This window comes from Hoylesella shahii, from assembly GCF_937990675.1.
GTDB lineage: Bacteria > Bacteroidota > Bacteroidia > Bacteroidales > Bacteroidaceae > Prevotella > Prevotella shahii.
The window spans coordinates 13,456-38,906 of record NZ_CALKQY010000009.1; the positions used below are offsets into that span (position 1 = coordinate 13,456).

Below are 25,451 nucleotides of genomic sequence, written 5' to 3' on the forward strand. Positions count from 1 at the left end.
AAATGCAAGAAATAAAACTCAATAGCGTAGAAGAGGCAATAGCGGACTTCAAAGAAGGTAAGTTCGTGATTGTTGTTGACGATGAGGACCGCGAAAATGAAGGCGACCTTATCGCTGCTGCTGAAAAAATTACTCCCGAGATGGTGAACTTCATGCTGAAACATGCTAGAGGCGTGCTCTGCGTACCCATCACCTTGTCGCGTTGTAAAGAACTAAATCTGCCACATCAAGTAAGTGATAACACCTCGGTGCTTGGAACACCGTTCACCGTCACTGTGGATAAACTGGAGGGATGCTCCACTGGCGTGTCGATACACGACCGCGCTGCCACCATTAACGCCTTGGCCGACCCCGCGTCTACACCAGCAACCTTCGGTAGACCTGGGCATATCAATCCGCTTTATGCTCAAGATAATGGTGTGTTGAGACGTAGTGGACATACCGAGGCTGCTGTTGACCTCTGCCGTATGGCGGGCTTATATCCAGCTGGTGCACTGATGGAGATTATGAACGAAGACGGAACGATGGCTCGCTTGCCCGAACTGAAGGTTATGGCTGATAAATATGGACTGAAGCTGATTAGCATTAAGGATATGATTGCTTATCGATTGAAGACCGAATCGCTCATCGAAGTGGGACAAACTGTGGAAATGCCCACTAAGTACGGCCATTTTAAACTTACCCCCTTTAGGCAAGTAAGTAATGGCTTAGAACATTTTGCACTTACTAAGGGCGAGTGGAAAGACGACGACGAACTGCTGGTGCGCGTGCATTCATCGTGTGCCACGGGCGACATCCTCGGCAGTTTGCGATGCGACTGCGGCGACCAACTGCACCATGCGCTGGAGATGATTGAGAAAGAGGGACGCGGTGTGCTTATCTATATGCAACAAGAGGGTAGGGGCATTGGCTTGATGAACAAGATTGCGGCCTATAAACTGCAAGAACAAGGCTACGACACCGTTGACGCTAATGTGCACCTGGGTTTCAAACCCGATGAACGCGACTATGGATGTGGGGCACAAATGCTTCGCCATCTGCACGTACATAAAATGAGACTCATGACCAATAATCCTGTTAAGCGTGTTGGACTGGAGGCCTACGGACTTGAAATTACCGAGAATGTGCCTCTAGAGGTGCATCCCAACGAGTACGATTACAACTATCTTAAAACCAAACAAGACCGTATGGGGCATCATTTGCACCTCTAACGAGGGGCAAACAGGTTGCTGTTGCTTCAGTGTGAGGCAAGCGGCATTAAGGTGATGGGATGTTGGCGCATGTTTGGCGTGGCGGCAATAAGGCTCATACTGATAAGATCAAGCAAATAGGTTTGCAGAAAGTAAATGCTTTGCGCATTAGTTGTTTAGCCAACCTATTTGCTTTTTTTATTTGCACTAGGTGGGTTGATGTACGCAATAAGGCAACCTGGTGATACTCGCAGGCGCAACGGCGCAGGCGTTTAGTGGTGAGATAAACGCCTGAAGGCTTGTTGTTTGCCCGTTTTCAAGGCTCTTTCTTATTTGTACGTACGAGAGGCAAATTGCTGTGTTGCTCATTCTCGCGCGCAGAATGGGTGCTGCTGTGTCGTATTGCGTGTAAGCACTTTTGTTCTTCAAGTTTTGTTTTGGGTTAACATGGCTATATGTTCTCTGCGTTGTAAAATATTTGGTGCAAAATTTAACATTGTGAGCGCGTTTTTTTTCATCAACTGTCCACTCGCTCGCAAATAATCGATTCTCGCTGAGGTTTGTTATGATGGAAAATATGGTTAGCTGGTAAAGTCTAACAAAGCGAATTTTTGACAAAATAAACGGTGTTTTATGTGAGAAAAGAGGCTATTTGGTGCAAAAAGCACGGTTAAATGCAGCAAAATGCAATGCTAACTCCTACAAAACGCAGTGCTAACTCATGCAAAACGCAGTGCTAACTCCTACAAAACGCAAGGTTATTTGGTGCAAAACGCAGCTCAAAACATAGCTTTTTGAAAAGTTTTGAGCGTTTTACATCGACAGAAGTAATACCAAAAACCTGTTTTTTTGTGGCTAAAACCACCTAAAAAGTAGTGTTTTTACGGCCAAAAATTGTTTTCAGAGCGGAGCAAAATCGAGCGTTGGCGAGAAAATAGAAGGGCAAAATGGTGCAAAAAGCCGTTTTTGCGCTCAAAAGTGGTTCAAAAATTTAGTGTCTAAGGCCAAAAAGTGGGCAAAAAGCATGCTTTGGGGTCTAAATTTTCGCTAGAAGGGGTGGTTTGCGGGATGGTGTTTTGTAAAGAAACATTACTAAATTTAACAAAGTCTATAAATAATGTGTACACATTAAAAACTATCTGCAGTATTTCGACTCTTGTCTAATCCTATTTTTCAACATTAAATCTAGTTTCTTCTATTTCTAATACCCCAAAGTGGCGTTATCACCGTGCAACGATGTTGTAATAAGCACGATTGTTTTAGTGCGTAATGGTCCATTGAGTAGGGGTTTAATTCAGTTAAATAACACGAGATAGGTTATAAAAAGAACAGTTTTTATTTTTGTTTTTATTAAGAACTTTTTTTGTTAATTGTTGCGTGTTTTTTTGCTGATAATCTGTGTTTTATTTCAAAAAACGATACTTTAAGAAGATTATGTTTTGCATTGATATTAAATGTATAATGCGTTTTATATGTAATAAAAAGAACAATTCACTAAGTGCAGGTACTGTAACCCTTCTTATGAACAGTGATTTAAAAAATATTTACAATATCTTCGATTTTTATTTGGAATATATACGAAAAACATTTAACTTTGCACCGTGAAATAATTAACCCATGAGACAAGAAATAAGTCTGTGCGAACTTCAGCCCAAAGGTCACTGTTTGACTTCAATGAGGCAACTGTCTAGCAACTTTAAATTGCCAGACAGCTACAATGCCGAGAGCATTTTGGGGGGACACAGGCAACAACTTTTATCGAATGTAACCCTTACTTTTTTGTTACGACGATGAGGCTGTTTTGACAAAATAATTAAATACCATGAATAAAAGAGTTAGTGAGAATGATGTTGAGGCTTTCCTCAAGAGGCTAGAACCAAGAAAGTACTCTTTCGCCTTTACTAGTGTTGTAATCATCAACATAAAGAAAGATGCGTTTGTGCAGCGTGTTGTTAAACCTTTAGGTTTGCACGGCTTATGCGGTAGAGAAGTTGTAGTTGAAGGTTTTGGGGCTAGAAGCCACTAAGTTTAATCTTAATAATGGAGAGATAATAGGATGAAGCGATTTAATTTTATTTCTAGCGCCACCATATTACTAATGGTGGTGAGCAGTGTTTTTATTTCTTGCTCTAAAGACGGTGTAGACGAAATGGTGCAACCTGTTGAGAAAGAAAAAAAGGGCGTGCTCTTTACGATGGTCGAAGAGCAATTTGGCGATGATGCCGAGGTGCGCTCTCTGGCCCAACCTTGTGGCATTGATACGATTGATATGGGTAATGGATTAGAGGCAGAAGTAACCATTGAGCGCGATTTAAACGATAAAGCAGCTCAGACACGCGCCCTTAAAACCGATAACCATTATACCATTGTGGCCTTCGCGGTGGGTAGTGGGCAAATGATAGGTGAGATTAAAGGGCGGTTTAACCTCGCCACGGGTCATTTTATGGCCGATGCGCACACCAATGCTTATATCACACTCGAGTCGGGGCGTCAGTATAACTTTGTATGTTACACCGATGAATATATTTCGCGCAATGGTGTGACGCTCACTGTTCCTCATACTAATGCTCAAAGTGCCATGTTGGCAAGAACCACTAATGTAACTATTCTTCCGCAACGACAGCAATCTATTAGTTTTGCTTTGAAGCGACTTGGTGCTCGTGTTCGCACCAGACTTGTGGCTGCTTGGCCCTTCACGGGCGTTTCTGGTTATATTTCGTCGATGCCAAACGATGCTCCTGCAGCTCTTAGTTACAATATGCAGGATGGTACCCAGAAGTTAGTGGGGACTACCACAGCTAAGGCAGCAGCACAAACCTATGATCCCACAACACCATACTCACAGTCTGGCGTTACGTTTAATTCTGTGATTAGCTCCAATTACGGCTACTACCTAGCTGGAACAAACTCTGGTCAGGTTGCTATTACATTTACGGGTGGTGCACTTTACAACAAGGCAATTTCACATTCCACGCATCGTTATCGGTCTGAAAAGATATTTAAGGGTGGTGGCTCATATGTTCTTCGTGTGAAATTGTTACCCCAATACATTTATTTGTTTAATGATGGGCATGTTGGGCCGCGTTATTACCCTCAAAATCCAAGTGCTAAACCCATAGCGCTTATGATTGGAGAAAGACGTGGCATTGCACTTTGGAATGCAAATAGCAATCAGAAAGTTCCCTGGCATCAACTCTTTTATTTTCAAAACCAATACAATCCGAGAGCTATTGTAGAAAATGCTTCTAATTCAAAAGAGAATCGTTTGCGGGCTTTAAGAGACTCTGAAACAGGAATGGGGTGGACTTGGGACCCTTTTTTCTATCGACATGATGGCAGATGGATGGTGAAAGCAAATGAGAGTTATAATTTTCCTGCCTTCTTTTATGCAGCACACTTTGATGTGGAACTGCTGAGTAGAGGGATACCTCTTCATGAAAGGGTGAGAGGAGATAGAAAATGGTATTTAGGTTCTGCTCATGTGTGGCCAGATGTGTTTGCTCTTCTCTCTCAAAGAGTGTGGTTTTGGCAAGATACTCGAGGCCAATGGAATACTTATCTAGCAGATTTGGCATTTACCCAAGTGGGCGGTACGCCACTAAAAGATGATGATTATTGGACAAGTGTAGAAATCTCAGACATGTATGAGTGGCATGAGAGAAATGCTGTTAAAAGGCATATTATATTTGTAAGTGGTAATTGGTTTGGTGTTGGGGAATATGATGCTGACGGTCCAAGCTCAGAACATAAATATAGAGTGCGTCCGTTCATCGATCTTTAAAAAGATACGCATGATGACTTTCGGTTCTTAATGGTTTTTATCTAGCAACTTAGGCGCGTTGTTTGAAACGCACGACTTTATTGTGTGGCAGATAATGAAATAAGGGTGCTGGTGGTGCTCAATATGTGCCGATATACAACATGCAAAAAGAATATTAAACATCGTGCTGACCAAGAAAGTTGGCCGTTTACTGAAATTTAGTCTTAAGTTTTATTGATACCTTGTCAGGGGGTTGTGTGCAGAGAATTGCATTATTCTTGTCGGCGGACAGATGCACACACCCCTTCTTTAGACCTCCTGTTGGTGCAACATGGTTTGGACTGAGATGTGGCAGGTAGAAACTTAAGAACTAAATACAGTGAAAGAGGCTTGCTTGAGCTTGTAATATACAAACGATTAAAAACATAATGAACAGAACAACCTTGTATTTGGCGTGCCTTGAGCCACTTAGTAGATGCAAAAGAGAACGTTATGTTGAACGCAGAGTGAGCGTTTTGGCCCGTGCGTATGCATCAATGCTAAGTGCTACAGCTTTGCATCGTATGCAGGTGTTGTTGTGGTGATAAAAAACAACTTAAATTAAAATATTATATACCATGAATAAAAGCGTTAGTGAAAGTAGTGTTGAAGCTTACCTTAGAGGGGATGGTGCGCGTAAAAATGTCTATGTGTGTCCCTGTATGGAACAACTAATGATAGAAAACATACTGCTTGGGCATACATCTGTAGACGGCGACGGTAAGGGCTCTACTGAAGATGACTATAACCCCAACGACGATGAGATAGGCGGTGGCGATTTTGAAATTGAAGTTTAATACGATGAAAAATAAGATTATGACACGATTTGTTTCATTGTTGGGTGCTAGCGCTCTGGTGTCTATGGCCGTCGTTGTGTCGGGATGCAATAGTGATTGGGATGCCGAAGAAAACCTCTCAACAGGTGAAGACGAACAAGGGCTGGTGTTTACACTTGCCGAAGAGCAGTTTGGCGATGATGTGGAAGTGCGTGCATTGGCAAAACCTGACGTTGTAGACACGGTGGATGTGGCCGATGGTGTGGAGGCCGAAGTGGCCGTTGAACGCGATGTAGACGAAGAACGCTCCATCACCCGCGCCCTTAAAACCAACAATCATTACACGATTGTGGCCTTCGAGGCTGGCACGGGTAAAGAAAAAGGTAAGATAACTGGAACGTTTAACCTGGCTACCGGAGCTTTTATGCCTGATAAAGGAAGGGGTCGACACATTATTCTTACACCCAATAAAAACTACCATTTTGTGTGTTATGCTGATAAGTTTATTTCCCGAAAAGGTAATGTGCTAAATGTGTCGCGAGGTAATGCAGAGAAAGCACTGGCAGGAAGGACGGCCAATGTTAAAATTCTTTCACAAAAACGGCAGTCGATAGCGTTTCATTTAGAGCGTTTTGGTGTGCGGGTTCGTACTAAGTTGGTGGCACCAGTTCCAATCTCCACTATGATTATCGCCAAAATAGAGACGTCTAAAAAGGAGATTCCCTTAGGACTAAATGTAAATATGCTGTCTTGGGATAAAAAGCTAGAAGGTGCAAGCGGTGTTGAATGTCCTGAACGTGAATATGGAACGACTAAAAGTTTTGTTATAGATAAAAAGTACAGCCTTAACGCTGTGCTTAGTAATGGATACGACTATTTTTTGGCGGGAACTAATTCGGCAAAGCTCAATCTAAGAATTACCCATGGAACTCTTTATGGTAAATCCATAATCACCAAAACACCTATCCCGCTTTCAAAGGGAAAAAATCTACAGGCTGCCCATTCGTATGTTATACGCTTGACACTACTTCCTAAATACAAGTATTTATGGAATGATGGCCAAGTGAACTATCTCTCTAAGAGGGATAGAAAAAAGTTTACACCTATCGCGCTGGTGGTGGATAGCCACTTGGCCATTGCATTGTGGGATGCGAATGGCGGTCAAGACCTTGCTTGGCACACGCTAAACGCATTCACTATCAGCTATAATAGTAGGCGCATTTCTGAAAACACTGGTAGTAGTATAGAAAATGTTAAAAGGGCAATTAAGGATTCTGAGACAGGAAAAACGTGGACGTATGAAAGGATTTGGAATGGATGGCTTAATAAGCATCTTATCAAGGCAGACGAGGCACAATATTTTCCTGCTTTTTATCATGCGGTGCATTTCTATGACTACCTGTCTAAATATCGCTTACCTAAAGGGCAGCAGCTTGCTGCGAATCTTAAACAGCGTGGACCGTGGTTTATGGCAAGCGTTAGCCCGTGGGTAAAAGTGTACACAACGATAACTTTTACAGATGAAAAGAACTTTGGTTCGCGTGGTAGGTGGGATGGTTATCTAGGAGATAGAGCCTTTAAGCTGGCTGATGGAGACAATCTGGAGTTTAATGTAAACTATTGGACGAGCGCAGAAGGTTCAAACGAAGCCAATAATGAAGATGCTCCTGTAGAAAGGCATATTATATGGATACATCAACCTAATTATGGTGTAGGAAGCGTGTTCGCAGGAGGACTTGGAAAGGATGTGAAGGCCCGTGTGCGCCCCTTTATCTACTTCTAACTAGCATTGATTCATTGTTGTTGTTAATCATGTAGCGTCTATACATCTTTTATTATCTTTTGTCGCCATCTTGCTTGTCTTTATAACTTAACGTAGCTCGCTATGCATTTGTTAAATAAAGATAAGCAAGATGACGACAAGTAAATGAAAGATGAGTAAGGGATAATGGGTGAAATAGGTAATATTGAGACGCATTTTACTTACTCATCGGTGTTCTGAAATTTGTATTTTGGCTATCGGTTGGATTGATGGTTTGTGGCGTAAAGACAAGGGGGTGCAAGCTTATTGCGTTGAACTGCCAAATCGTGCGGCTTATAAAGAAATCGAGTTTGCAATATATGCTTTGTTTGTTAGGTCGATGGACTGTTGTTGTAGCAGGGCATAATCTAAAACCAGCTGTTTTGAACACTTGCTCGGGGAAAGCGATAATAAATAAAAGAAAAATTAAAGATTTTGTAAAATAAACTTGCTTTTGTTTCGTTAGCTGCAATATAATAACTACATTTGCACAATAAACCTTCTAAACAAGAAAATTTATGGCACAATTATCCGACAGACTAAATCGGCTCTCACCCTCGGCTACACTAGCAATGTCGCAAAAAAGTGGTGAAATGAAAGCACAGGGTATAGATGTTATCAATCTTAGTGTGGGCGAGCCTGACTTTAATACGCCCGACCACATCAAGGACGCAGCTAAAAAAGCTGTGGATGAGAACTATTCTAGATACTCACCTGTGCCCGGATATGTTGATTTGAGAAAGGCTATTGTTGACAAGCTACAGAAGGAAAACAATTTGGAATATAGCGTTAACGAGGTGTTGGTGTCTAATGGCGCAAAACAATGTGTGTGCAATGCTGTTATGGCGCTGGTAAATAATGGCGATGAGGTGATAGTGCCTGCTCCTTACTGGGTTAGCTATCCCCAGATGGTGAAACTGGCAGGAGGTACGCCTGTGTATGTTAATGCTGGATTTGACCAAAATTTTAAAATGACTCCGCAACAGCTGGAGGCCGCCATCACACCTAAAACCAAAATGCTTATTCTATGCTCGCCCAGTAATCCCACTGGAAGCGTTTACTCTAGAGCCGAATTGCAAGGTCTGGCTGATGTGATAAGAAAACACGACGACCTCTACGTGCTGGCTGATGAAATATACGAACACATCAACTATGTGGGCAAACACGAAAGCATCGCACAGTTTGAGGGCATGAAAGAAAGATGCATCATTGTTAATGGTGTTTCTAAAGCTTATGCTATGACGGGATGGCGCATTGGTTATATGGCCGCTCCCGAATGGATAATTAAAGGTTGTAACAAACTACAAGGACAATATACTAGCGGTCCATGCTCGGTGAGCCAAAAGGCTGCAGAGGCTGCTTATACGCTCGACCAAGGTTGTGTGGAAGATATGCGACTGGCTTTCGAACGTAGAAGAAACCTCGTTGTGAAACTAGCCAAGGAAATCGAAGGACTAGAAGTGAATGTGCCAGAAGGCGCTTTCTATCTCTTCCCCAAATGCAGCAGCTTCTTTGGTAAACATACTGACGGATATGTGATAAACAATGCTACCGATTTGGCTATGTATCTGCTAGAAGTGGGACATGTGGCAACGGTGTCGGGAGATGCCTTTGGCGACCCCGAATGTATCCGCTTTAGCTATGCCACCAGTGATGATAACCTGCGCGAAGCAATGAAACGTATCAAAGAAACTTTAGCAAAGCTTGTATAATAACAAGAAATGTGACAAAAAGCAGTTTTTTTTGAATTTAATGGTGCGCTAGTGCTTTATAAAGGGCTTGCGAGTAACTTTTAGTCGTTAAAACTTCTTAATTGTGTTTCGGTTCATACATTAATGAGTATCTTTGCGAGACATTTTAAGGACAAAGCCCAGCAACAAATCAGCATTTGGACGAACGTCTATACTATAAGGAACAAAATCAACTTAAATATTTATTAACAACTAAAATTTAAAGTAAATTATGGCAACACAAAAAACAGCCAGCCCTGCTAAAAAATCACAGGGCTTTCAAGGAATCAGAGCAGCATTTTGGGTAATCGTATGCTGTTTCATCATCGCTGTATGTTTCTTCAAATTCTATTTGGGTAATCCTTCTCACTTCCAAGGTGGCGATAACGAAGGACATCCATTGGATATCTGGGGAACAATCTACAAAGGTGGTCTCGTGGTTCCTGTTATTCAAACCTTGTTGTTAACCGTGCTCGCACTTTCAGTAGAGCGTTGGTTGGCATTGCGCAACGCTTTCGGTACGGGTTCACTCACCAAATTCGTTGCTAGTATTAAAGCCGCTCTTAACGAGAAAGACTTCAATCGCGCACAACAACTTTGCGACAAGCAAAAAGGTTCTGTAGCTAACGTGGTTTCTGCTTCACTCAACGCTTACAAAGCAATGGAAGGCGCTAACGGTATTAAACTGTCGCAAAAGATTGCTAAGATTCAACAAGCTCACGAAGAGGCAACTCAACTCGAAATGCCTACCTTGCAGATGAACCTCCCCATCCTCGCAACGCTCGTAACACTGGGTACTCTTACTGGTCTTCTCGGTACTGTAACGGGTATGATCAAGTCGTTCCAGGCTCTTGCTGCTGGTGGCGGTGGCGACTCACTCGCTCTTTCTGCTGGTATTTCTGAGGCTCTTATTAATACGGCCTTCGGTATCACCACTTCGTGGTTCGCAGTTATTTCTTACGGTTTCTTCACCAACAAGATCGATAAACTTACCTACGCACTCGACGAGGTTGGTTATTCTATCGCTCAGACCTACGAAGCCAACCACGCAGAAGAAGCTTAATTTTTTGCTAACCCTTTAAAATTTTATCACTATGGGTAAAGTAAAAATTAAGAAAAAATCCACTTGGATCGACATGACCCCGATGAGCGACGTCATGGTGCTCCTTCTAACGTTCTTCATGTTGACGTCTACTTTCGTCAAGAACGAACCGGTGAAGGTTGTCACTCCAGGCTCGGTATCGGAAATTAAGGTCCCCGAGAAGAGTGTACTGAATATCCTCGTAGACAATACGGGAAAGATATTCATGAGTATGGACAACCAAAACGAAACGCAAGACGTGCTCCAAGGCATGAGCGAACTCTATGGAATGAAATTCACTCCTCAACAGGTGAACAAATTCAAGAAAGACGCCATGTGGGGTGTTCCCATGAACAATATCCAGCAATACCTCTCTCTCACCGAAACAGAGATGGCTCAACAACTTAAGAACTACGGCATTCCTACCGATAGTATCGATGGTAAAGAAAGCGAGTTCCAACTCTGGGTGAAAGAAGCACGAAAGGTTAATTCCGACGTGAAGCTGGCTATTAAGGCCGACGAAAAAACGCCTTACGCTGTGGTTAAAAAGGTTATGTCTGAACTACAAGACATGAACGAAAACCGTTACTATCTCATTACATCGTATAAAAAGGTGGAGGAATAAAGAATGGCTGAACTAGTTGAACAAGGAAAAGGCGGCGGAAAACAAAAGAAAAAAGACGTCCGCGTTGACTTCACCCCTATGGTGGACATGATGATGCTTCTTATCACATTCTTCATGCTCTGTACATCTTTGGCTAAACCACAAACGATGGAATTGAGTATGCCTAGTAACGATAAGAACATGCAAGACGAAGATAAAACGGTTACTAAGGCTTCGCAGACTATTACTATCTACATAGCTGGTAACAATAAGATTTATCACGTTGATGGTTTGCCTAACTATAGCGACCCTTCTACGATGAAGGAAACTACATGGGGTGCTAAAGGTATCCGTAATGTACTCATCAACCACGTAACGGAAGATGGTACGGTGCCCGTAAAACAAATCATGGCCGCTAAGGCAAAACTTGATAAGAAGAAGTTGGAAAACCCTAAATTCACTCAAGCTGAGTACGACAAGGAATTGTCTAAACTCAAAGGCGGTGAAATCGATGGACAGAAGATTCCGACGCTGACCATCATTATCAAGGCTACCGACAAGGCTTCTTACAAGAACCTGGTGGATGTGCTCGACGAAATGCAGATTTGCAGTATAGGTAAGTACGTTATCGACAAAATCAATGCCGAAGACAACGAATTGCTGAAGAAGAAAGGACTTGAATAACGTAGATAACCTATTAATATTAATTAAGAAAGGAGAAAACTATGTCAAAGATTGATTTGGTTGCCGGCGACTGGGTAGACCTCGTGTTTGAAGGCAAAAACCAAGCGTATGGTGCGTATAAGCTCCGCAAGGACACCACCAAGCGCAATATCATCGCCATGCTCTCTATCCTTGCTGCTGCAGTTCTGGTGTTCTCGATTGTTGCAATTAAAAGCGTAATCGAAGCAAACCGAGGAAAAGTTGACGCTACGCAAGTTACGGAGTTGTCTGCTCTTAACCAACCCAAAAAACAGGCTGAGGTAAAACAGAAACCTAAAGTGAATGTTGAACCCGAAAAGGTTGTTGAACGTGTAAAGAGCTCTGTGAAGTTCACCGCACCGGTTATTAAGCGAGACGACCAGGTAAAACCTGAGGATGAAATTAAGACGCAAGAAGAAATCATGTCAACCAAAACGGCAATCGGTGCCCTCGACGTGAAGGGTAACGACGATGCCGCTGGTGAAGTGCTCAAAATTAAAGAAGCTGTGGCACAGCCTGAACCTAAACCCGAAGTTGAAACTAAAATCTTCGAAGTGGTTGAACAAATGCCTAGCTTCCCTGGTGGAGACGCTGCATTGATGAAATACTTGCAAGAAAATGTTAAGTACCCTGTGGTTGCACAGGAGAATGGTGTTCAAGGACGTGTTGTTATCTCGTTCGTTGTAGAGCGCGACGGCTCTATCACTGACGTAAAGGTAGCTCGTTCGGTAGACCCCTCTCTAGACCGCGAGGCACAACGCGTAGTTAAGAGCATGCCTAACTGGATTCCCGGTAAGCAAAATGGCTCGGCTGTACGTGTTAAGTACAACGTTCCCGTTTCATTCAGACTGCAATAGCATTTATGAGAAAACGCATTATATCTTACACTATCGTAGGATTAACACTGTGTAGTTTTGTTCTCGTCGCTTGTGGTGAAAGCAAGCGCAAGAATGGACGCACAGACACATATTCGTCAGGGGTGATTAGTTTCGCCTCTGACGAAAGCTTTAGTCCAATCATCGACGAAGAACGCGAGGTCTTTCATGCTAACTATCCCGACGCAACGGTTAACCCTATTTACACCACTGAGGGTGAAGGTATCACACTCTTGCTTAAGGATAGCGTTAACCTCGTAATCACTAGTCGTGAATTCAAAAAGAAAGAGTACCAAAGTCTGTACGACAGACAATTCCGTCCACAAACCATTAAACTGGCTTACGATGGATTGGCTCTTATCGTGAACAAGAACAATGTCGACACCTGCATCTCTGTTAAAGACATTGCACGTGTACTTCGCGGAGAGGCGAAGAATTGGAGCGACATCTTCCCCGGCTCAACACGGGGAACCATCACGGTGGTTTTCGACAATAAACGGTCTAGTACTGTGCACTTCGCCGAAGACTCCATACTTGGCGGAAAACCCATCACCAACCCCAATGTCGTAGCAACGAACAAAACGGTTGATGTGGTAGAATACGTTGAGAAAACTCCTAATGCCATTGGCATCATTGGAAGTAACTGGCTCAATGATAAAAGAGATAGCACCAATCTCACCTTTAATAAGAATATTCGTGTAATGTCGGTAAGCAGAAACGATAAAGGCACTCCAGCCAATAGTTGGAAACCTTACCAATATTATATTTACAACGGCAATTATCCGTTGATACGAACCATCTACGCATTGCTCAACGACCCCTATCATGGGCTACCTTGGGGATTTGCGCAGTTTATGGCATCGCCTAAAGGACAGCTTATCATCCTTAAATCTGGATTGTTGCCCGTACAAGGTAACATAACCATAAGGGATGTTAATGTTAATCAATAGATAAAACATTTTTGGCTTTCTTTCGTCTAAGTAGGTAAAGACAAGTCTAATTTGTCTTGATTAGTGAGGAGACTTTTTGCCACACCCGCTATATATACAAGAAGTATTAATAAGAACGTAGGATTATGAAAACAGTTAAATATCTTTTACTAGGAGCGTTGGTCGTAGGCATCAGCGCGCCACTCATGGCGCAAGACAATAAGTCAACCATCGACGCCATCTCTAAGGTAATTAAAGCCAACCCAGCTGGTGCTAAAGACCAGGTTAAGGAGGTGTTCAAGAAGAATAAAAAGAACGCAGAGGTGTTGGCAGGTATAGGACGCGCCTATTTCGAGGCTAAAGACACGGCTAACGCTAAGCATTATGCCAACCTCGCTATAAAGGCCGATAAGAACTACGGTCAGGGTTATATTCTCTTGGGCGACATAGAAGTGATCAACGATGATGGTGGTGCTGCTGCCGGATGGTATCAGCAGGCTATCTATTTCGATCCGAAAAACCCAGAAGGATACTTTAAATATGCAAATATCTACCGTGGACGTAGTCCGGAAGAGGCAGTAGCAAAACTTAACGACTTGCGTGCTCAACGTCCCGATGTGGCTGTTGATGCATTGGCTGGGCGTATCCTCTATGCCTCCAACCGTATGGAGCAGAGTTTGCAGTATTATGATAAAGTTACCGACAAGAGCAAACTTGAGGATGTAGATATTACCAATTATGCTACTGAAGCTTGGATGTTGCAGAAGAGAGATAAGAGCTTGGAAATGGCTCTCTATGGTCTATCTCGCAACCCACGTAAAGCTGCTTGGAATCGTTTGGCTTTCTATAACCTCACCGATATGGAGCGTACTGCCGAGGCACTGAAGTATGCAGATGCGCTGTTTAATGCTTCTGATAGCTCTAAGTTCACTGGTTTCGACTACACTTATTACGGTACGGCATTGAAGAACGACAAGCAATACGAAAAGGCTATCGAGATGTTTAATAAGGCTATGGTAGAAAACAAGGGCAACGACGAATTGGTTAACAGTAACCGTAAAGCGCTGTCCGACCTCTATTTGGCTAAGGAAGACTTTGATAAGGCCACTGCGTATTATGAGGAATACCTCAATCATGCTCCAAAAACGACTGCTAGCGACATGGCTGGATTGGCAACTATCTACATGAATCTTGCTGCTAAACAAACGGGCGAACAACAAAAGGCTTCGTTTAAGAAGGCAGATAATGTTTATGCGCGTTTGGGCGAGAAATTCCCTGCCAACCTCGACTTCGCTAATTTTATGCGTGCTCGTATCAACTCAAACCTCGATCCTGATACGAAAGAGGGGCTTGCTAAGCCTTTCTACGAGGCGATCGTAAATTCGTTGTCTAACAAAACCGATCGTGATAAGGCCGACAATGCACGTCTAACCGAGGCTTATCGCTACTTAGGTTATTATTATCTGGTGAAGAACGATAAGGCAATGGCCGACGGATATTGGAAGAAGGTGTTAGAGATTGACCCTGAAAACGAAACGGCTAAGCAAGCTTTGGGTATCAAGTAATTCAGATTACTAGGAATTTTCCATAAATACAATTTTAGAAGTTTACATTTTGGGTGTGTCACAGTCTTGTGGCACACCTTTTTTGTAACACCTTTGTGACATTTAAACCCAAATCGGTCGTTGTAGTACTATAGCTCATTTTGCAGGCTGAAAAGTGTTCTGGCATACGACATATACTCATGTTTCGCGGTACCGGCTATGGCCGTGAGCCATTCTTCGTATGTGTTATTCGGGTTTGTACTCATGCGGCAAAGTTACGGATTTAGGGCATAACAAGCAATGTTCGTGGTGCAAAGCGTGTTGCAAAACATGTGTTTTGTTGGTGTTTCGTGTTAAGGTACGATTTAAAGGCGAGCCGTGTGGGGCGTATGCAGTGGCGCGGAACGGGCAATAAGGACGATCTGTTTTGTTATTCCACCATATATATAAAGGAGAACCACTAGCAGCAGTGGCTCTCCTTTAAATAATTCTATCGTGCGTTTACTTGTGCGTTTATCAACTTGCCAACTCACAAAAAGGTGAAAAGATGGCTGCGCTACAAACTTGCGAACTCGTAAACTTGTCTACCCATCAACCTGTTTACTAGTAAGCTTGCCAACTCATCAACTTATAAACTCACACGCTCATCTTAGTAATTAGGTCCTTCACCAAAGTTAGGCGCACCTTTGTCGTACCACACTCTTTCCGAGTTAAGCAATTCGGGTTTTTGTCCATCGGTAAAGGTGAAGCCCTGTTGTGTCATAGCAGCCTCAATGATAGCGCGCATTTTGTCTGCAGGGTCGGGTTGAGCGATATAGAAGCGGCGTGGCAGTTCGGTACTTGGTTTCATTGCAACCCAAGGAATGAGCGAACTCCCCACTTTAGGCACACCCGAGCGACGTACAGTTACAAACTGTTCTAGTGGCTGATAGAAGAAGTGCAGATACATTTGGATGTACACCTTCTCCAGGTCGCTTGCTACGTTGCCCGTTAGTTGATAATCAGCTTTAGCCATCATCGTTGCAATAGCAGCGTCGTTATAGGTAACAGGTTCGTCTAGCTTGTCGTTGCAATGCGCCTTATCATAATAAGGGATTTTGTTTAGTGTAGCCAAACGGCTGTAAGCCTTTGCAGAAGCCTCAACGCCAGTTTTGAAATAGTCGGCTGCCGAATGTGGCAAGTTAGCGCCTAGCAGTTTAAATTCAGCTAGATAGAGGTTCATTTCTGCAGTTGAAATAGTCATTTCATATAATGGGTTGTCTTCGGTGTCTTGTACAACTTTGCCTTTTGGTGCAGTTGGGAAAGTATAGTCAACGCGTCCGCGCACCAGCTCTTCGTTAAAGTATGACAATGGCGAGTAGGTTTTCGACTTATCTCCATCGGTTACTTTCCATCTTGTTGTAACAAAATAGTTATTGTCCCCAGTATATTCAGCTTTTTCTGAAATGGTCATACCGATGGGCAATCCCTGATAGCGCACCCAAGGTTCGCCATCGCCTTTCCAGCTAGTGAAATGTTTATGTCCCGACCCATCTGTGGTATAATTCACCTGGTCTAGGATGTACTTAGGTATGGCGCAGTTGTTATCGCCTCTAGCTTGTGCATCGAAGAAGGCCTGAATTACCTCAGAGTTGAAGTCGTTTTTAGTAAACATCACCAGCATGCGTGGGTCTTTGTTGCGTCGCATAAAGTCGATTACGTTTTTGCTGCATGTGCCTAGGTTCACGCTGTTATCCGTTCCGTAGGTGTTGTTGCCACCATCACCGCCCGTACCTTTATTATATACGTAGTCGTCTGTAATGGCTTGCATCACGTTTGCATCGTCAGCGCCCACCTCTTCAGCAATTTTAAGCGCTTTAGCTTTATCTTGATGAAGCAGTCTTGCGGCAATTTTCAGTTTAATACCATTGATAAACTTCACCCATTTTTTAGCATCTCCACCATACGCAAGGTCGTTGTCGCCAACACTTATCTGTGTGTTTGTCTCCTTTAGTTTAGCAAGGTCGGCGTTCAGTTCGGTTAACCATTGTTCAAATAGTTTCTCTTGCGACTCATAGTTGGGTGTTAGCGTACCGCCATATTTGGCTTGAGCGGTTTCCGAATAAGGTCTAGAACCAAAGAGGTCGGTGTCGAACAGACCCATGTACACTGATAGTGCGTTGGCCATAGCCGAGAGGTGCGAATATTGCGCAGCCTTATCGGCGGGCATTTTAGCGATAGCGGCTTTGATGTCGTTCTCGTAGCGTTTAACGTAAATGAGCTGAGAGCCCACTCCGCCCAGTTCGGCCAGTTTGTTATACAGGTCGTTAAAGCTTGTAGATGGCGAATAAGCCTGCACCAATTTTGAGGTATAAGCCCCGTCATAGTACCACAGCAAGTAGTCGAAGGGTTGGTATTGCACCTGTTCTTGTGTGAACAAGAAAATGGGATTGCCTTCACCTATTGTTGATGGGTCGGTGTTTATTTTGGCGTATTCGTTTTCGCTACATCCCGTTGTTAGTGCCACGCATGCGGTGCATAGGCCTAGGGCAAGCGTTTTGAATTTTATCATATTCTGTTTCATGATGAGAAAGCGTTTAGAAGGTGGCGTTAAGTGTGAAGAGATAGCTGGCCGTGTATGGCATGAACGAGCGCATACGGAATTGTGCTGCACCTGTTCCGCGTACCGATTCGGGGTTTTCGTGGTTAGGTGCAGTGTTAAGCAGGTAGGCTAAGTTTCGTCCGGTGAGATTAACGGAAAGACTCTTGGCACCGATATAGCTGCAGATGTTGGTTGGAACATTGTACGAGAGCGTTACTTCGCGCAGTGCAATGTAGTTTAGTTTTTTAAACCAGTCGTCGTTGATAACACCTTTACTCCAGCTATTCTTGAAGTATGCTGCACTTTGCAGGTGTGCAGGTTCTACAAAACCCTTTTCATAAGCCTCTTGATAAGTCATTCCGCTAACATCTTCATTGGTTCCAGCGGGCGTGGTAATAGTTGTTCCTTGGTCGAAAACAACATCAGGAATAAAACCATCAGTAAACACCTTGTCTTTAGAGTTAGCGTATTGGCTGGTCCAAGTCATGCCTTTGCGATATTTTTCTGTTTCGCCAGAGAATCCGTAAGCGGTGGCGTAGCGTGAGTTATACGAAGCCACGTATCCGCCAAATCGTGCGTCTAGCAGCACGTATAGGCTAAGGTTTTTCCATCTCAAGGTAGTGTTTAGCGTGCCAAGGAAGTCGGGCAACATTGAACCAACTTCTTTAACCGTGCCACCACGTTTATAATATATTGTGCGGAAATTACCAGTGTATCCCACTACGGGCTTGCCTGTCTTCTCATCGGTTTTAATCCATGAGTCAGACATCAGCATACCATAGTCTGCTCCAACTTTGGCAACAGAAGCTATTCTATAGTTTCCATAGTTGGCTGCACCGTCCAGGTTGATATAAGACGTCACGTCGGGACTAAGTTCCACAATCTTATTGCGGTTGCTGGTATAGGTTAGATTTAAGTCCCATTGCCAGTCTTTGTTTTTAATAGGTGTCGTGTTCAGGGCTATTTCTATACCCGAGTTTTGTATGTTACCGGCGTTGATGAGTTTTTCTTTCACACCCGATTCCCAGGGAACGTTGATGGTCATAATTTGGTTTTTGGTGTTCTCCTTATAATAGGTGACGTCTAAACCAATTCTGTTATCTATGAAGCGCCAGTCTAAGCCCACTTCCCAAGCGTTCTTACGTTCGGGTTTGAGGTCGGTGCTCTTCATGTTTTCAGGAATTGTCATTCCGTAAATCTTCTTATCGCCACGTTGGTATGTAGCCACGGCATATCCCGAGTTGATGTAATAGGGAGATGTGTCGTTGCCCACTTGTGCCCACGACCCGCGCACCTTGGCAAAGCTAATCCACTTGGGTAGTTGGTCTTTAAAGGTCTCTGTGATAATCCACGAACCTGAAACCGAGGGATAGAAGTAAGAGAAATTGCCAGTGCCATAGCTGTAAACCAACGACGACGACCAGTCGTTACGTCCAGTTACGTCGAGGAATAATTGGTTTTTCCAGCTTGTTCCAAGCATGAATATTGTAGAGACGATGCGTTTGGTGTTAAACTTATATGAATTGAAGTTGGCTTGTTGCTTAGAGTTTTTGATAAAGAACTGATTGGGCACGATTAGTCCGCCGTTAGTGCTTTCCGAGTGATATTGTGCATATTGGTTGAAATACTCTTCACGCAAGAATCCGTGCACTTCCCAATTGTCGTTTATCTGATAGTTGAGGTTGGCTGCGAGGTACAAGTTTTCTTGTGTCGTCTGGGTGTGCGAGAGCGAATAGCTACCGCCTTCGTTGGCATATCCGCTACCAGGTGCTTTCAGCTCGCCGTCGATGGCATAATAGTTAAGCGAACCACCAGCCGAGAGTTGCAGCCAAGGCAGAGCCTGCACGTTGATGTTGAGCACGGGGCGGAACATCGTTTCAGTTTGTTTGTAGTCGTTTTCGAAGATGCTCCACCACAAGCCCTTTCCAGGAACGGCGCGATAGAGGTCGCCGTATTTGTCGCTAGCAAGTCCGCCGTGTTCTCCTTTATAAAGGTTGCGATAGCGCTTTACGTCGTATTCGCGTGGGAATGTGCTGTTAGCAAAGTATTCGCCAATATTTAGCGGTGCGTTTCGGGGTTGTGATTGCGTAAAGTTCACGCTGAAGTCTACAGTCATGATGTCGCCCACTTTTTGTGAAGCCTTTCCCAAGAACGAGAAGCGGTTAAAGGTGTTTCGTGGCGTTGTACCCTTGTTGTGCTTATAAGATGCCGAAGCATAGAATTGAGTGCGGTCGTTTCCGCCTTGCAACGACACGTTGGTGTTGGTGTTAACGCCCGTGTCGTAGGCATCTTTATAATTGTTTTTGAACATTTGTGCTGGGCCCATTGTGCCGTCGTATTGTTCAAACATTTTTCCTTCGGCCCATGATATTTCTGGTCCCCATGCAAAGTTTCCATATTGTTCGATGAACGAATATTCGCCTTTAGAGTTACGTGCAAACGACGACATGTTGTCGCTCCATAGGTTACCAGTGGCAGTGTATTCGTCGCCATAGTCCACGCCGCCAGGGAATGCACCAATCATATAGCGATTTTGCAAGTCGGGCGAACGATAAACCGTTTCTATACCTACTGTTTGCGACACTTTTACGCTTACTCCTTTGCCCGCCTTTCCGCTCTTGGTGGTAATCACCACAGCGCCATTAAGACCGCGTGAGCCATACAATGCTGTAGCTGCAGCACCTTTTAGTACGCTTACACTTTCAAAGTCGTCGGGGTTAAGGTTCTTCAATTGGTTACCATAGTCATTGATGTTACTATCCCAGTCGGCATCTCCCGATTGGCTAGTGGCGTTATCAAGTATCACGCCATCAACCACAAAGATGGGTTGGTTATTGGCATTAAGGGTTGAAGCACCTCTAATTTGGATCTTGGTAGAACCAAACATACCACCATCCGACTGGCTGATTTCCACACCTGCAACCTTACCTTGCAGGGCTGTAACGGGCGAAACGGTATTAGCTCGTTCCAGTTCGTCACTCTTCAGTTCGGTAACAGCATATCCCAGAGCCTTCGTTTGTCGTTTGATACCCAATGCCGTTACCACCACTTCGTTAAGAGCAGTGGCGTCGTCTTCAAGGTCAATGTTAATTTGTTGTCTACCATTAACTTCTACATTTTTGGTTTTCAATCCTAGATACGAAAACACCAATGTTGCCTTTGCTGGGCATTGCAGGGTGTAACGTCCGTCAATGTTAGTCACAGTACCCGTGTTAGCGCCTTTCACCGTTACCGAAGCACCGATAACAGGCTCGCCCGTTGGGTCTTTCACGATGCCACTAACGGTGACATTTTGCGCATAAAGCGTGGTGGTAAGCATCCATATCAGAGCCACCATACACATCCGCCATAAGGCGTTCGCTTTGTTCTGCTTGTTGTTCATTTCAGTTATATTTAAAGATTAATGTATAATATCTAGCATTTAGGCGATGTTTTGTTGTCTTCTGCAACGTTTGGTCGTTGTCTTTTGCAGTGCGCTTTGGCATGTATAGGTGTCTGGTCCTGTTTTTCACAACTTTTTTGTTGTAGTGATGTGTTAGCGCATGTGCAACGCCTCTTTATTTGCATTGTTACGATATATTGTAGCCAGGCATAGAATTTTATTCTTGAGTAGATAACATAGGATGCCCAAACATCAGTCCCAATGGTGTGGGCGTAGTTTGTTTGGCGTTTTCCCTAGTTTTGTTTGCATATCGCTAAGCGCGTATTGCTTTGCGTTAGCTTTCTATGGCAATTGTTGCCAGATGGTTGTGTAGCCCTTTGGGCTTAGAGGGAAGGAGTTGTTGTTTAGTTAAAGGCTTTTGCTAATCATTTTGCCATGTTTCAATTTTCTCTTTTGCATAGCTCTTTTGGCGGATCATTGCTATTTGCTTATGTGGGATTGCTCTCCTTTCTGTTCTTGAAAAGTGTTTTTTTAGCCGTTCAATGCTTCATTGTCCTTAGCATTGTTTGTAGGGCTTTACAAAAACGTACTCACGTTATTTAGCTTTCTTCGAGTTGTACTACTTTAAGAGTTGAGCAACATTTCCTTAAGAAATGGATAACGTCGTCAAAGGTGGTTTTTAGTTATGCCTATAATGTGGGCTTAATTGATGATGTTAGCCGTTTGTGCGTTGCTTATAGCATTGCTTAGCGGTTGTTTATATTTGGCAGCAAATTTAAAGAAAATAAAGATACTAAACAATAAAAAACGCAATAAAATTTTGTTAATATTTGAGAAACGATAAAATATTAAACCAGAATACTTTACTTGTTTGTGGCGAAATGGATGAGCAAGTAGGGCAAAGTTTATCCTGCGCATCCAATATTCGCCGTCCTTTCTCTATCTGTTATGGATTTTTCTTTGTGCAAAACAGATGTTTGAACTTAATAAAACAAATGCTTTTCAGGTTTGTTGTAGTTGTGTAGATATACGTTAGGAAAATATTTGTTGCTGTCAATTCGAGTGCAGTAATTGATTAAATCTTTCTATTGCTAGTGTCTATGGAGTTTATATTCGTCCTTGCAATTTACTGCATAGCCTTTCCCCACGAAAAAAGCCCCACGGCAATTTGATGCGCGTGGGGCTTTCTTGTTATGTGGGTTGTATTATTTAACAATGGCCTTTACATAGGCATTGGTATCTTCGAATTTTGACTTTTCGTCTAGTGCACTTTCTTTAAATCTGCTTCCGAATTTGCTATATTGAGCAGTCGTCATCGAGGCTTGGATGTTCTGCAACACGTTTGATGGGCTTTGCGAACCCAGGTAAACTTCTTCCAGATTTACAAGTTTAGAGATGTCTATGCTAGTGAGCTTGCCGTGGCTTACGTTTAGCTTCTTTAGCGAAGAGATGTCGCCCAAGTTAAATTCACTAATCAAAGTGAATGGGGCGCGTAGAGTGATAAGTTTGGTGTTCTTTGAAACATCTAGCTTCTCTACTTGTGTTACCGCCAATTCCAATGTCGTAAGGTTGGTGTTGCTTGTAACATCCAGTTTTTTTAGCGCTGTAGCTGAAACTTGCAAGGTAATCAAACTTGCGCCAGGACCTTCCAAACCAGTAAGCTCTTCTATCTTCGAACTCATCAAGTTGATGTTGTTCACTTTGGTGTTTTTGCTCAAATCCAGTTGCTTAATACCTGTTCTTGATAATGTGAGGTCTTCCATCAGTGGGCTGTTTTCCAAGCCAATGATACGTTCAAGACTGACGTCGCCATGCGCATTAATCCGTTTAAGCTTAGGCGAATTGGTGATGTTGATGGTTTGAATTTTAGGACTATAGTACGCAACAATTTCGTCTAGTTCGGGCAAGTTGCTTGCATCCACGGCTTCAAGCGCATCGTTATGCCTTACTTCAAGTCTTTTAAGTTTAGGATTGTTGCCCACGGTAACCGTTTTCATGCCATTAAGATGATGCGCCGACAGCTCGAAAATGTTCAAGCCTTTAATATTAACGTTAGTAACAAGCGGACTACCCTCAATCACAATTTTGCCATTTAGCTGTGGAAATTTAGATAAGTCAATCGCTCCAGCAAGGTTTTTGTTGTTCCTAAGCATCAACCCTGTAACGTTGCGATAATATTGTAGCTCGTCTAGGGATGTGAGTTTATCGTTGTTATTGGCTTCTAGCACACCCTTATACGAAAGAATTTTCTCAAGATTGTCTTCGCGATAGATGTCCAGCGTGCCGTCAGCTTCAAGTTGCAGACCAGCAACCTTAGTGTTTACAACGTCTATCAGTCCAAGGTTCACCAACAGGTGCTGTTTAGCTTTGGCTGTGTTAAGGTTGATGTTGCCCAGGTTGAAAATCTTAGCACGCTTGATATCTACAACGTCTGAAACCTTACGTTGAACCACTTTGCCATCTGTAAGCACGAAGGCGAGTGTGATGCCCGAGGCCAATTTCCCCTCAGGAAGCGCCACAAAGTAGTTGGTGTTTTCGGTTAAATATCCCGAAGCAGGAGCAAAACTAATGATGGTTGTGCTCTTATCCTTAACAAAAACAGGGGTCGTTTGGCTTATAGTGCCATCGGCATTAAAGCTAATGGTATTGTTTATTTCGCCAGCGATAGGCTCTTCTCCCCTGTTAATAATCTTCACTTGAGTCACATTGTTGGCACCTTGGAAGCTAAACTTAAGTAGTCCGCCCACGTTATAGGCCACAAATGGCTTTTTCTCCTTGGGGATGATGCCCACCGAGATGTTAGCCTTAGGGTCGAATGTGCCTGCTATTGCCGTTTGTTTTTTGGGCATGGTGTAGGTGTATAGAGCCGATTTGTCGTTTTTGTGTTCAATCTTGGTGGTCTCTTGATACGGATACATCATGAAAAACAGCTTGGCAAAGTTGTCGGCCATGCCTTCAAATCTAGCCGATGTGCCTGTAGAGTTTGTGGTAAAAGGCTTGGTTGCTTTGTTGTGTGCACCTTTATAACCAATGCTAATTTGGTCGTTCGCATTCCAAGTAACAGTGCCCAAGTCAGCGTTCAGCGTGGTACGCGTGGCCGACGTGTTAGCCTTTAGAGTGGAATCGTTGGTGTAGGAGGGCACATTACTGATGTAAAACGTTTTTGCAACGAGGTTTTCGCCCGTTTGCGAGCTTATTGTCTCGTCGTCGTTGGCGCACGATATGGTTGTAAGAGCCATGCCGGCACACATCATATATATGGCAATTTTCTTCATCTTAGATTTTACTATTAGTTAGTTTTTACGTGTAATTATTTGGTCTAAAACACGCATACTATTTAATTTAGAAGGGCGAATCTTCGTCGGCATCTTCAATTATGGGTAGTGGGTCGTTGCTTTGTGTAAAACCCTCATGGCTACTATTGCGAAGACTGCCTGCCAAGAGATTTTGTTCAAACTCTACTTCTGTGACACGAGCACAGGGTTTGCTGTATTCTTTCTTCATTTTGTTCTTGATTTTTTATAAAATCACCCTCGAAACATTTGGAAAAGGGCGTAATATCCCCCTCAACGTTACATCCAATTCTACACTAAGTGCAAAAGACTTAGAATAGTGGCATATTTCTAACAAATGTCTCTAGTGTGATTTAATCAACTTATCTTAAATTCGTTATTCTGATACTCTAATTTTTTAGATTTGTTCACGGTTTAATTTTGTTGCCTGCAAAGATATGGAAAATAGTTTATATATATGTCAAAAAAACGACAAATTCGAGATGTTTATTGATTTCAATCAAGCATAACAAGCTTTACTGGATGTATTTTGTTTGTTGGATTTGTGGCGTTGTGGCTTGTTTAAAAGGCTATTTGGGAAGGGTACTTAATGTTTAAAGCGTGTAAATTATCAAGCGCTTAGCGAGCCGTGTGTAGGCGTTGGGTGGTGGGCGTGGAGGTTACTCGATGCGATGTGTTTTGTAGGGGCAAAACTATTTTTGTTAATTGTGGTAATGAAACTTTACAAAATGTGTTTTCTGGGCCAACTATTTCTAGCGAAAAGAGAGGTTCAAAAGCAGGGTTTTAGGGCTGTTTTTGCCCTTTTTGATTTTAATTTTACATCGTTTTTTGGCGTTTTAGCTGCATTTAGCACCATTTTGCTTTTCTATTTGCTCGCCAACGCCCGATTTTTCACCGTCCAAAATATGTTGTTTAGACAGAAAAAGTGTACTTTTAAGCCACTTTTCCACCATAAAAGATGTGCTTTTCTTGTTGTTAGAGTGGTTGTAAATTGCTCTACGATGTGCTAAATGCCGCATTTTACACTGCGTTTTGCACCATTTAGCCTTGTATTTAGTAGGAGTTAGCCTTGCGTTTAGTAGGAGTTAGCAGTGCATTTAGTAGGAGTTAGCAGTGCGTTTTGTAGGAGTTAGCAATGCGTTTTGCTGCAAATAGCCCAAAAGT

16 protein-coding genes are annotated in these 25,451 nt (G+C 43.1%); 12 read left to right on the forward strand and 4 right to left on the reverse strand.

The window, feature by feature from the left end; all coding sequences use genetic code 11:
• Positions 1-2 precede the first annotated feature (2 nt).
• The 12 genes from QME03_RS01090 to QME03_RS01145 all read left to right on the forward strand — a co-directional run bounded on the left by QME03_RS01090 (position 3) and on the right by QME03_RS01145 (position 15,052).
• On the forward strand, positions 3-1,211 hold the full coding sequence (locus tag QME03_RS01090; protein ID WP_273114365.1) for a bifunctional 3,4-dihydroxy-2-butanone-4-phosphate synthase/GTP cyclohydrolase II: 1,209 nt from the start codon (positions 3-5) through the stop codon (positions 1,209-1,211).
• 1,801 nt (positions 1,212-3,012) lie between these two features.
• Positions 3,013-3,216: a hypothetical protein gene (locus QME03_RS01095; protein WP_281723191.1), complete on the forward strand. Its 204-nt coding sequence runs from the start codon at positions 3,013-3,015 to the stop codon at positions 3,214-3,216.
• Between the two features lie 30 nt (positions 3,217-3,246).
• Positions 3,247-4,971: a hypothetical protein gene (locus QME03_RS01100; RefSeq protein WP_281723192.1), complete on the forward strand. Its 1,725-nt coding sequence runs from the start codon at positions 3,247-3,249 to the stop codon at positions 4,969-4,971.
• A 596-nt stretch (positions 4,972-5,567) separates the two neighbouring features.
• A complete protein-coding gene (locus tag QME03_RS01105; RefSeq protein WP_281723193.1) occupies positions 5,568-5,786 on the forward strand; it encodes a hypothetical protein in 219 nt (72 codons plus the stop codon).
• Positions 5,787-5,790: 4 nt separating this feature from the next.
• On the forward strand, positions 5,791-7,548 hold the full coding sequence (locus QME03_RS01110; RefSeq protein WP_281723194.1) for a hypothetical protein: 1,758 nt from the start codon (positions 5,791-5,793) through the stop codon (positions 7,546-7,548).
• A 536-nt stretch (positions 7,549-8,084) separates the two neighbouring features.
• On the forward strand, positions 8,085-9,278 hold the full coding sequence (locus QME03_RS01115) for a pyridoxal phosphate-dependent aminotransferase (protein WP_110370314.1): 1,194 nt from the start codon (positions 8,085-8,087) through the stop codon (positions 9,276-9,278).
• Positions 9,279-9,528: 250 nt separating this feature from the next.
• Positions 9,529-10,359: a MotA/TolQ/ExbB proton channel family protein gene (locus QME03_RS01120; protein WP_025816205.1), complete on the forward strand. Its 831-nt coding sequence runs from the start codon at positions 9,529-9,531 to the stop codon at positions 10,357-10,359.
• A gap of 31 nt (positions 10,360-10,390) precedes the next feature.
• Entirely contained in the window at positions 10,391-11,002 is a 612-nt protein-coding gene (locus QME03_RS01125; RefSeq protein WP_281723195.1) for an ExbD/TolR family protein, read from the forward strand.
• A gap of 3 nt (positions 11,003-11,005) precedes the next feature.
• On the forward strand, positions 11,006-11,665 hold the full coding sequence (locus tag QME03_RS01130) for an ExbD/TolR family protein (protein ID WP_281723196.1): 660 nt from the start codon (positions 11,006-11,008) through the stop codon (positions 11,663-11,665).
• Positions 11,666-11,706: 41 nt separating this feature from the next.
• Positions 11,707-12,540, forward strand: a complete 834-nt coding sequence (locus QME03_RS01135) for an energy transducer TonB (RefSeq protein ID WP_025816200.1) — start codon at positions 11,707-11,709, stop codon at positions 12,538-12,540.
• Between the two features lie 5 nt (positions 12,541-12,545).
• On the forward strand, positions 12,546-13,508 hold the full coding sequence (locus QME03_RS01140; RefSeq protein WP_281723197.1) for a PstS family phosphate ABC transporter substrate-binding protein: 963 nt from the start codon (positions 12,546-12,548) through the stop codon (positions 13,506-13,508).
• 125 nt (positions 13,509-13,633) lie between these two features.
• A complete protein-coding gene (locus QME03_RS01145; RefSeq protein ID WP_281723198.1) occupies positions 13,634-15,052 on the forward strand; it encodes a tetratricopeptide repeat protein in 1,419 nt (472 codons plus the stop codon).
• Positions 15,053-15,680: 628 nt separating this feature from the next.
• Here QME03_RS01145 and QME03_RS01150 read toward each other — a convergent pair.
• The 4 genes from QME03_RS01150 to QME03_RS01165 form a co-directional block, all read right to left on the reverse strand.
• Positions 15,681-17,594 carry a SusD/RagB family nutrient-binding outer membrane lipoprotein gene (locus tag QME03_RS01150; RefSeq protein ID WP_281723199.1) on the reverse strand — a complete coding sequence of 638 codons (1,914 nt, stop codon included), beginning with the start codon at positions 17,592-17,594 and terminating at the stop codon, positions 15,681-15,683.
• A gap of 13 nt (positions 17,595-17,607) precedes the next feature.
• A complete protein-coding gene (locus QME03_RS01155; RefSeq protein ID WP_281723200.1) occupies positions 17,608-20,994 on the reverse strand; it encodes a SusC/RagA family TonB-linked outer membrane protein in 3,387 nt (1,128 codons plus the stop codon).
• 1,205 nt (positions 20,995-22,199) lie between these two features.
• Positions 22,200-24,269, reverse strand: coding sequence for a leucine-rich repeat domain-containing protein (locus QME03_RS01160; protein WP_281723201.1), 2,070 nt, complete (start codon positions 24,267-24,269; stop codon positions 22,200-22,202).
• 67 nt (positions 24,270-24,336) lie between these two features.
• Positions 24,337-24,498, reverse strand: coding sequence for a single-stranded DNA-binding protein (locus QME03_RS01165; protein ID WP_281723202.1), 162 nt, complete (start codon positions 24,496-24,498; stop codon positions 24,337-24,339).
• Positions 24,499-25,451 lie beyond the last annotated feature (953 nt).

What these genes read in the sequence shown, in the direction of transcription:
- QME03_RS01105 (WP_281723193.1), top strand. Translation starts at nt 5,568, where the DNA reads ATGAATAAAAGCGTTAGTGAAAGTAGTGTTGAAGCTTACCTTAGAGGG.
- QME03_RS01140 (WP_281723197.1), top strand. Translation starts at nt 12,546, where the DNA reads ATGAGAAAACGCATTATATCTTACACTATCGTAGGATTAACACTGTGT.
- QME03_RS01100 (WP_281723192.1), top strand. Translation starts at nt 3,247, where the DNA reads ATGAAGCGATTTAATTTTATTTCTAGCGCCACCATATTACTAATGGTG.
- QME03_RS01115 (WP_110370314.1), top strand. Translation starts at nt 8,085, where the DNA reads ATGGCACAATTATCCGACAGACTAAATCGGCTCTCACCCTCGGCTACA.
- QME03_RS01090 (WP_273114365.1), top strand. Translation starts at nt 3, where the DNA reads ATGCAAGAAATAAAACTCAATAGCGTAGAAGAGGCAATAGCGGACTTC.
- QME03_RS01120 (WP_025816205.1), top strand. Translation starts at nt 9,529, where the DNA reads ATGGCAACACAAAAAACAGCCAGCCCTGCTAAAAAATCACAGGGCTTT.
- QME03_RS01095 (WP_281723191.1), top strand. Translation starts at nt 3,013, where the DNA reads ATGAATAAAAGAGTTAGTGAGAATGATGTTGAGGCTTTCCTCAAGAGG.
- QME03_RS01160 (WP_281723201.1), bottom strand. Translation starts at nt 24,269, where the DNA reads ATGAAGAAAATTGCCATATATATGATGTGTGCCGGCATGGCTCTTACA.
- QME03_RS01125 (WP_281723195.1), top strand. Translation starts at nt 10,391, where the DNA reads ATGGGTAAAGTAAAAATTAAGAAAAAATCCACTTGGATCGACATGACC.
- QME03_RS01110 (WP_281723194.1), top strand. Translation starts at nt 5,791, where the DNA reads ATGAAAAATAAGATTATGACACGATTTGTTTCATTGTTGGGTGCTAGC.
- QME03_RS01150 (WP_281723199.1), bottom strand. Translation starts at nt 17,594, where the DNA reads ATGAAACAGAATATGATAAAATTCAAAACGCTTGCCCTAGGCCTATGC.
- QME03_RS01165 (WP_281723202.1), bottom strand. Translation starts at nt 24,498, where the DNA reads ATGAAGAAAGAATACAGCAAACCCTGTGCTCGTGTCACAGAAGTAGAG.
- QME03_RS01135 (WP_025816200.1), top strand. Translation starts at nt 11,707, where the DNA reads ATGTCAAAGATTGATTTGGTTGCCGGCGACTGGGTAGACCTCGTGTTT.
- QME03_RS01130 (WP_281723196.1), top strand. Translation starts at nt 11,006, where the DNA reads ATGGCTGAACTAGTTGAACAAGGAAAAGGCGGCGGAAAACAAAAGAAA.
- QME03_RS01155 (WP_281723200.1), bottom strand. Translation starts at nt 20,994, where the DNA reads ATGAACAACAAGCAGAACAAAGCGAACGCCTTATGGCGGATGTGTATG.
- QME03_RS01145 (WP_281723198.1), top strand. Translation starts at nt 13,634, where the DNA reads ATGAAAACAGTTAAATATCTTTTACTAGGAGCGTTGGTCGTAGGCATC.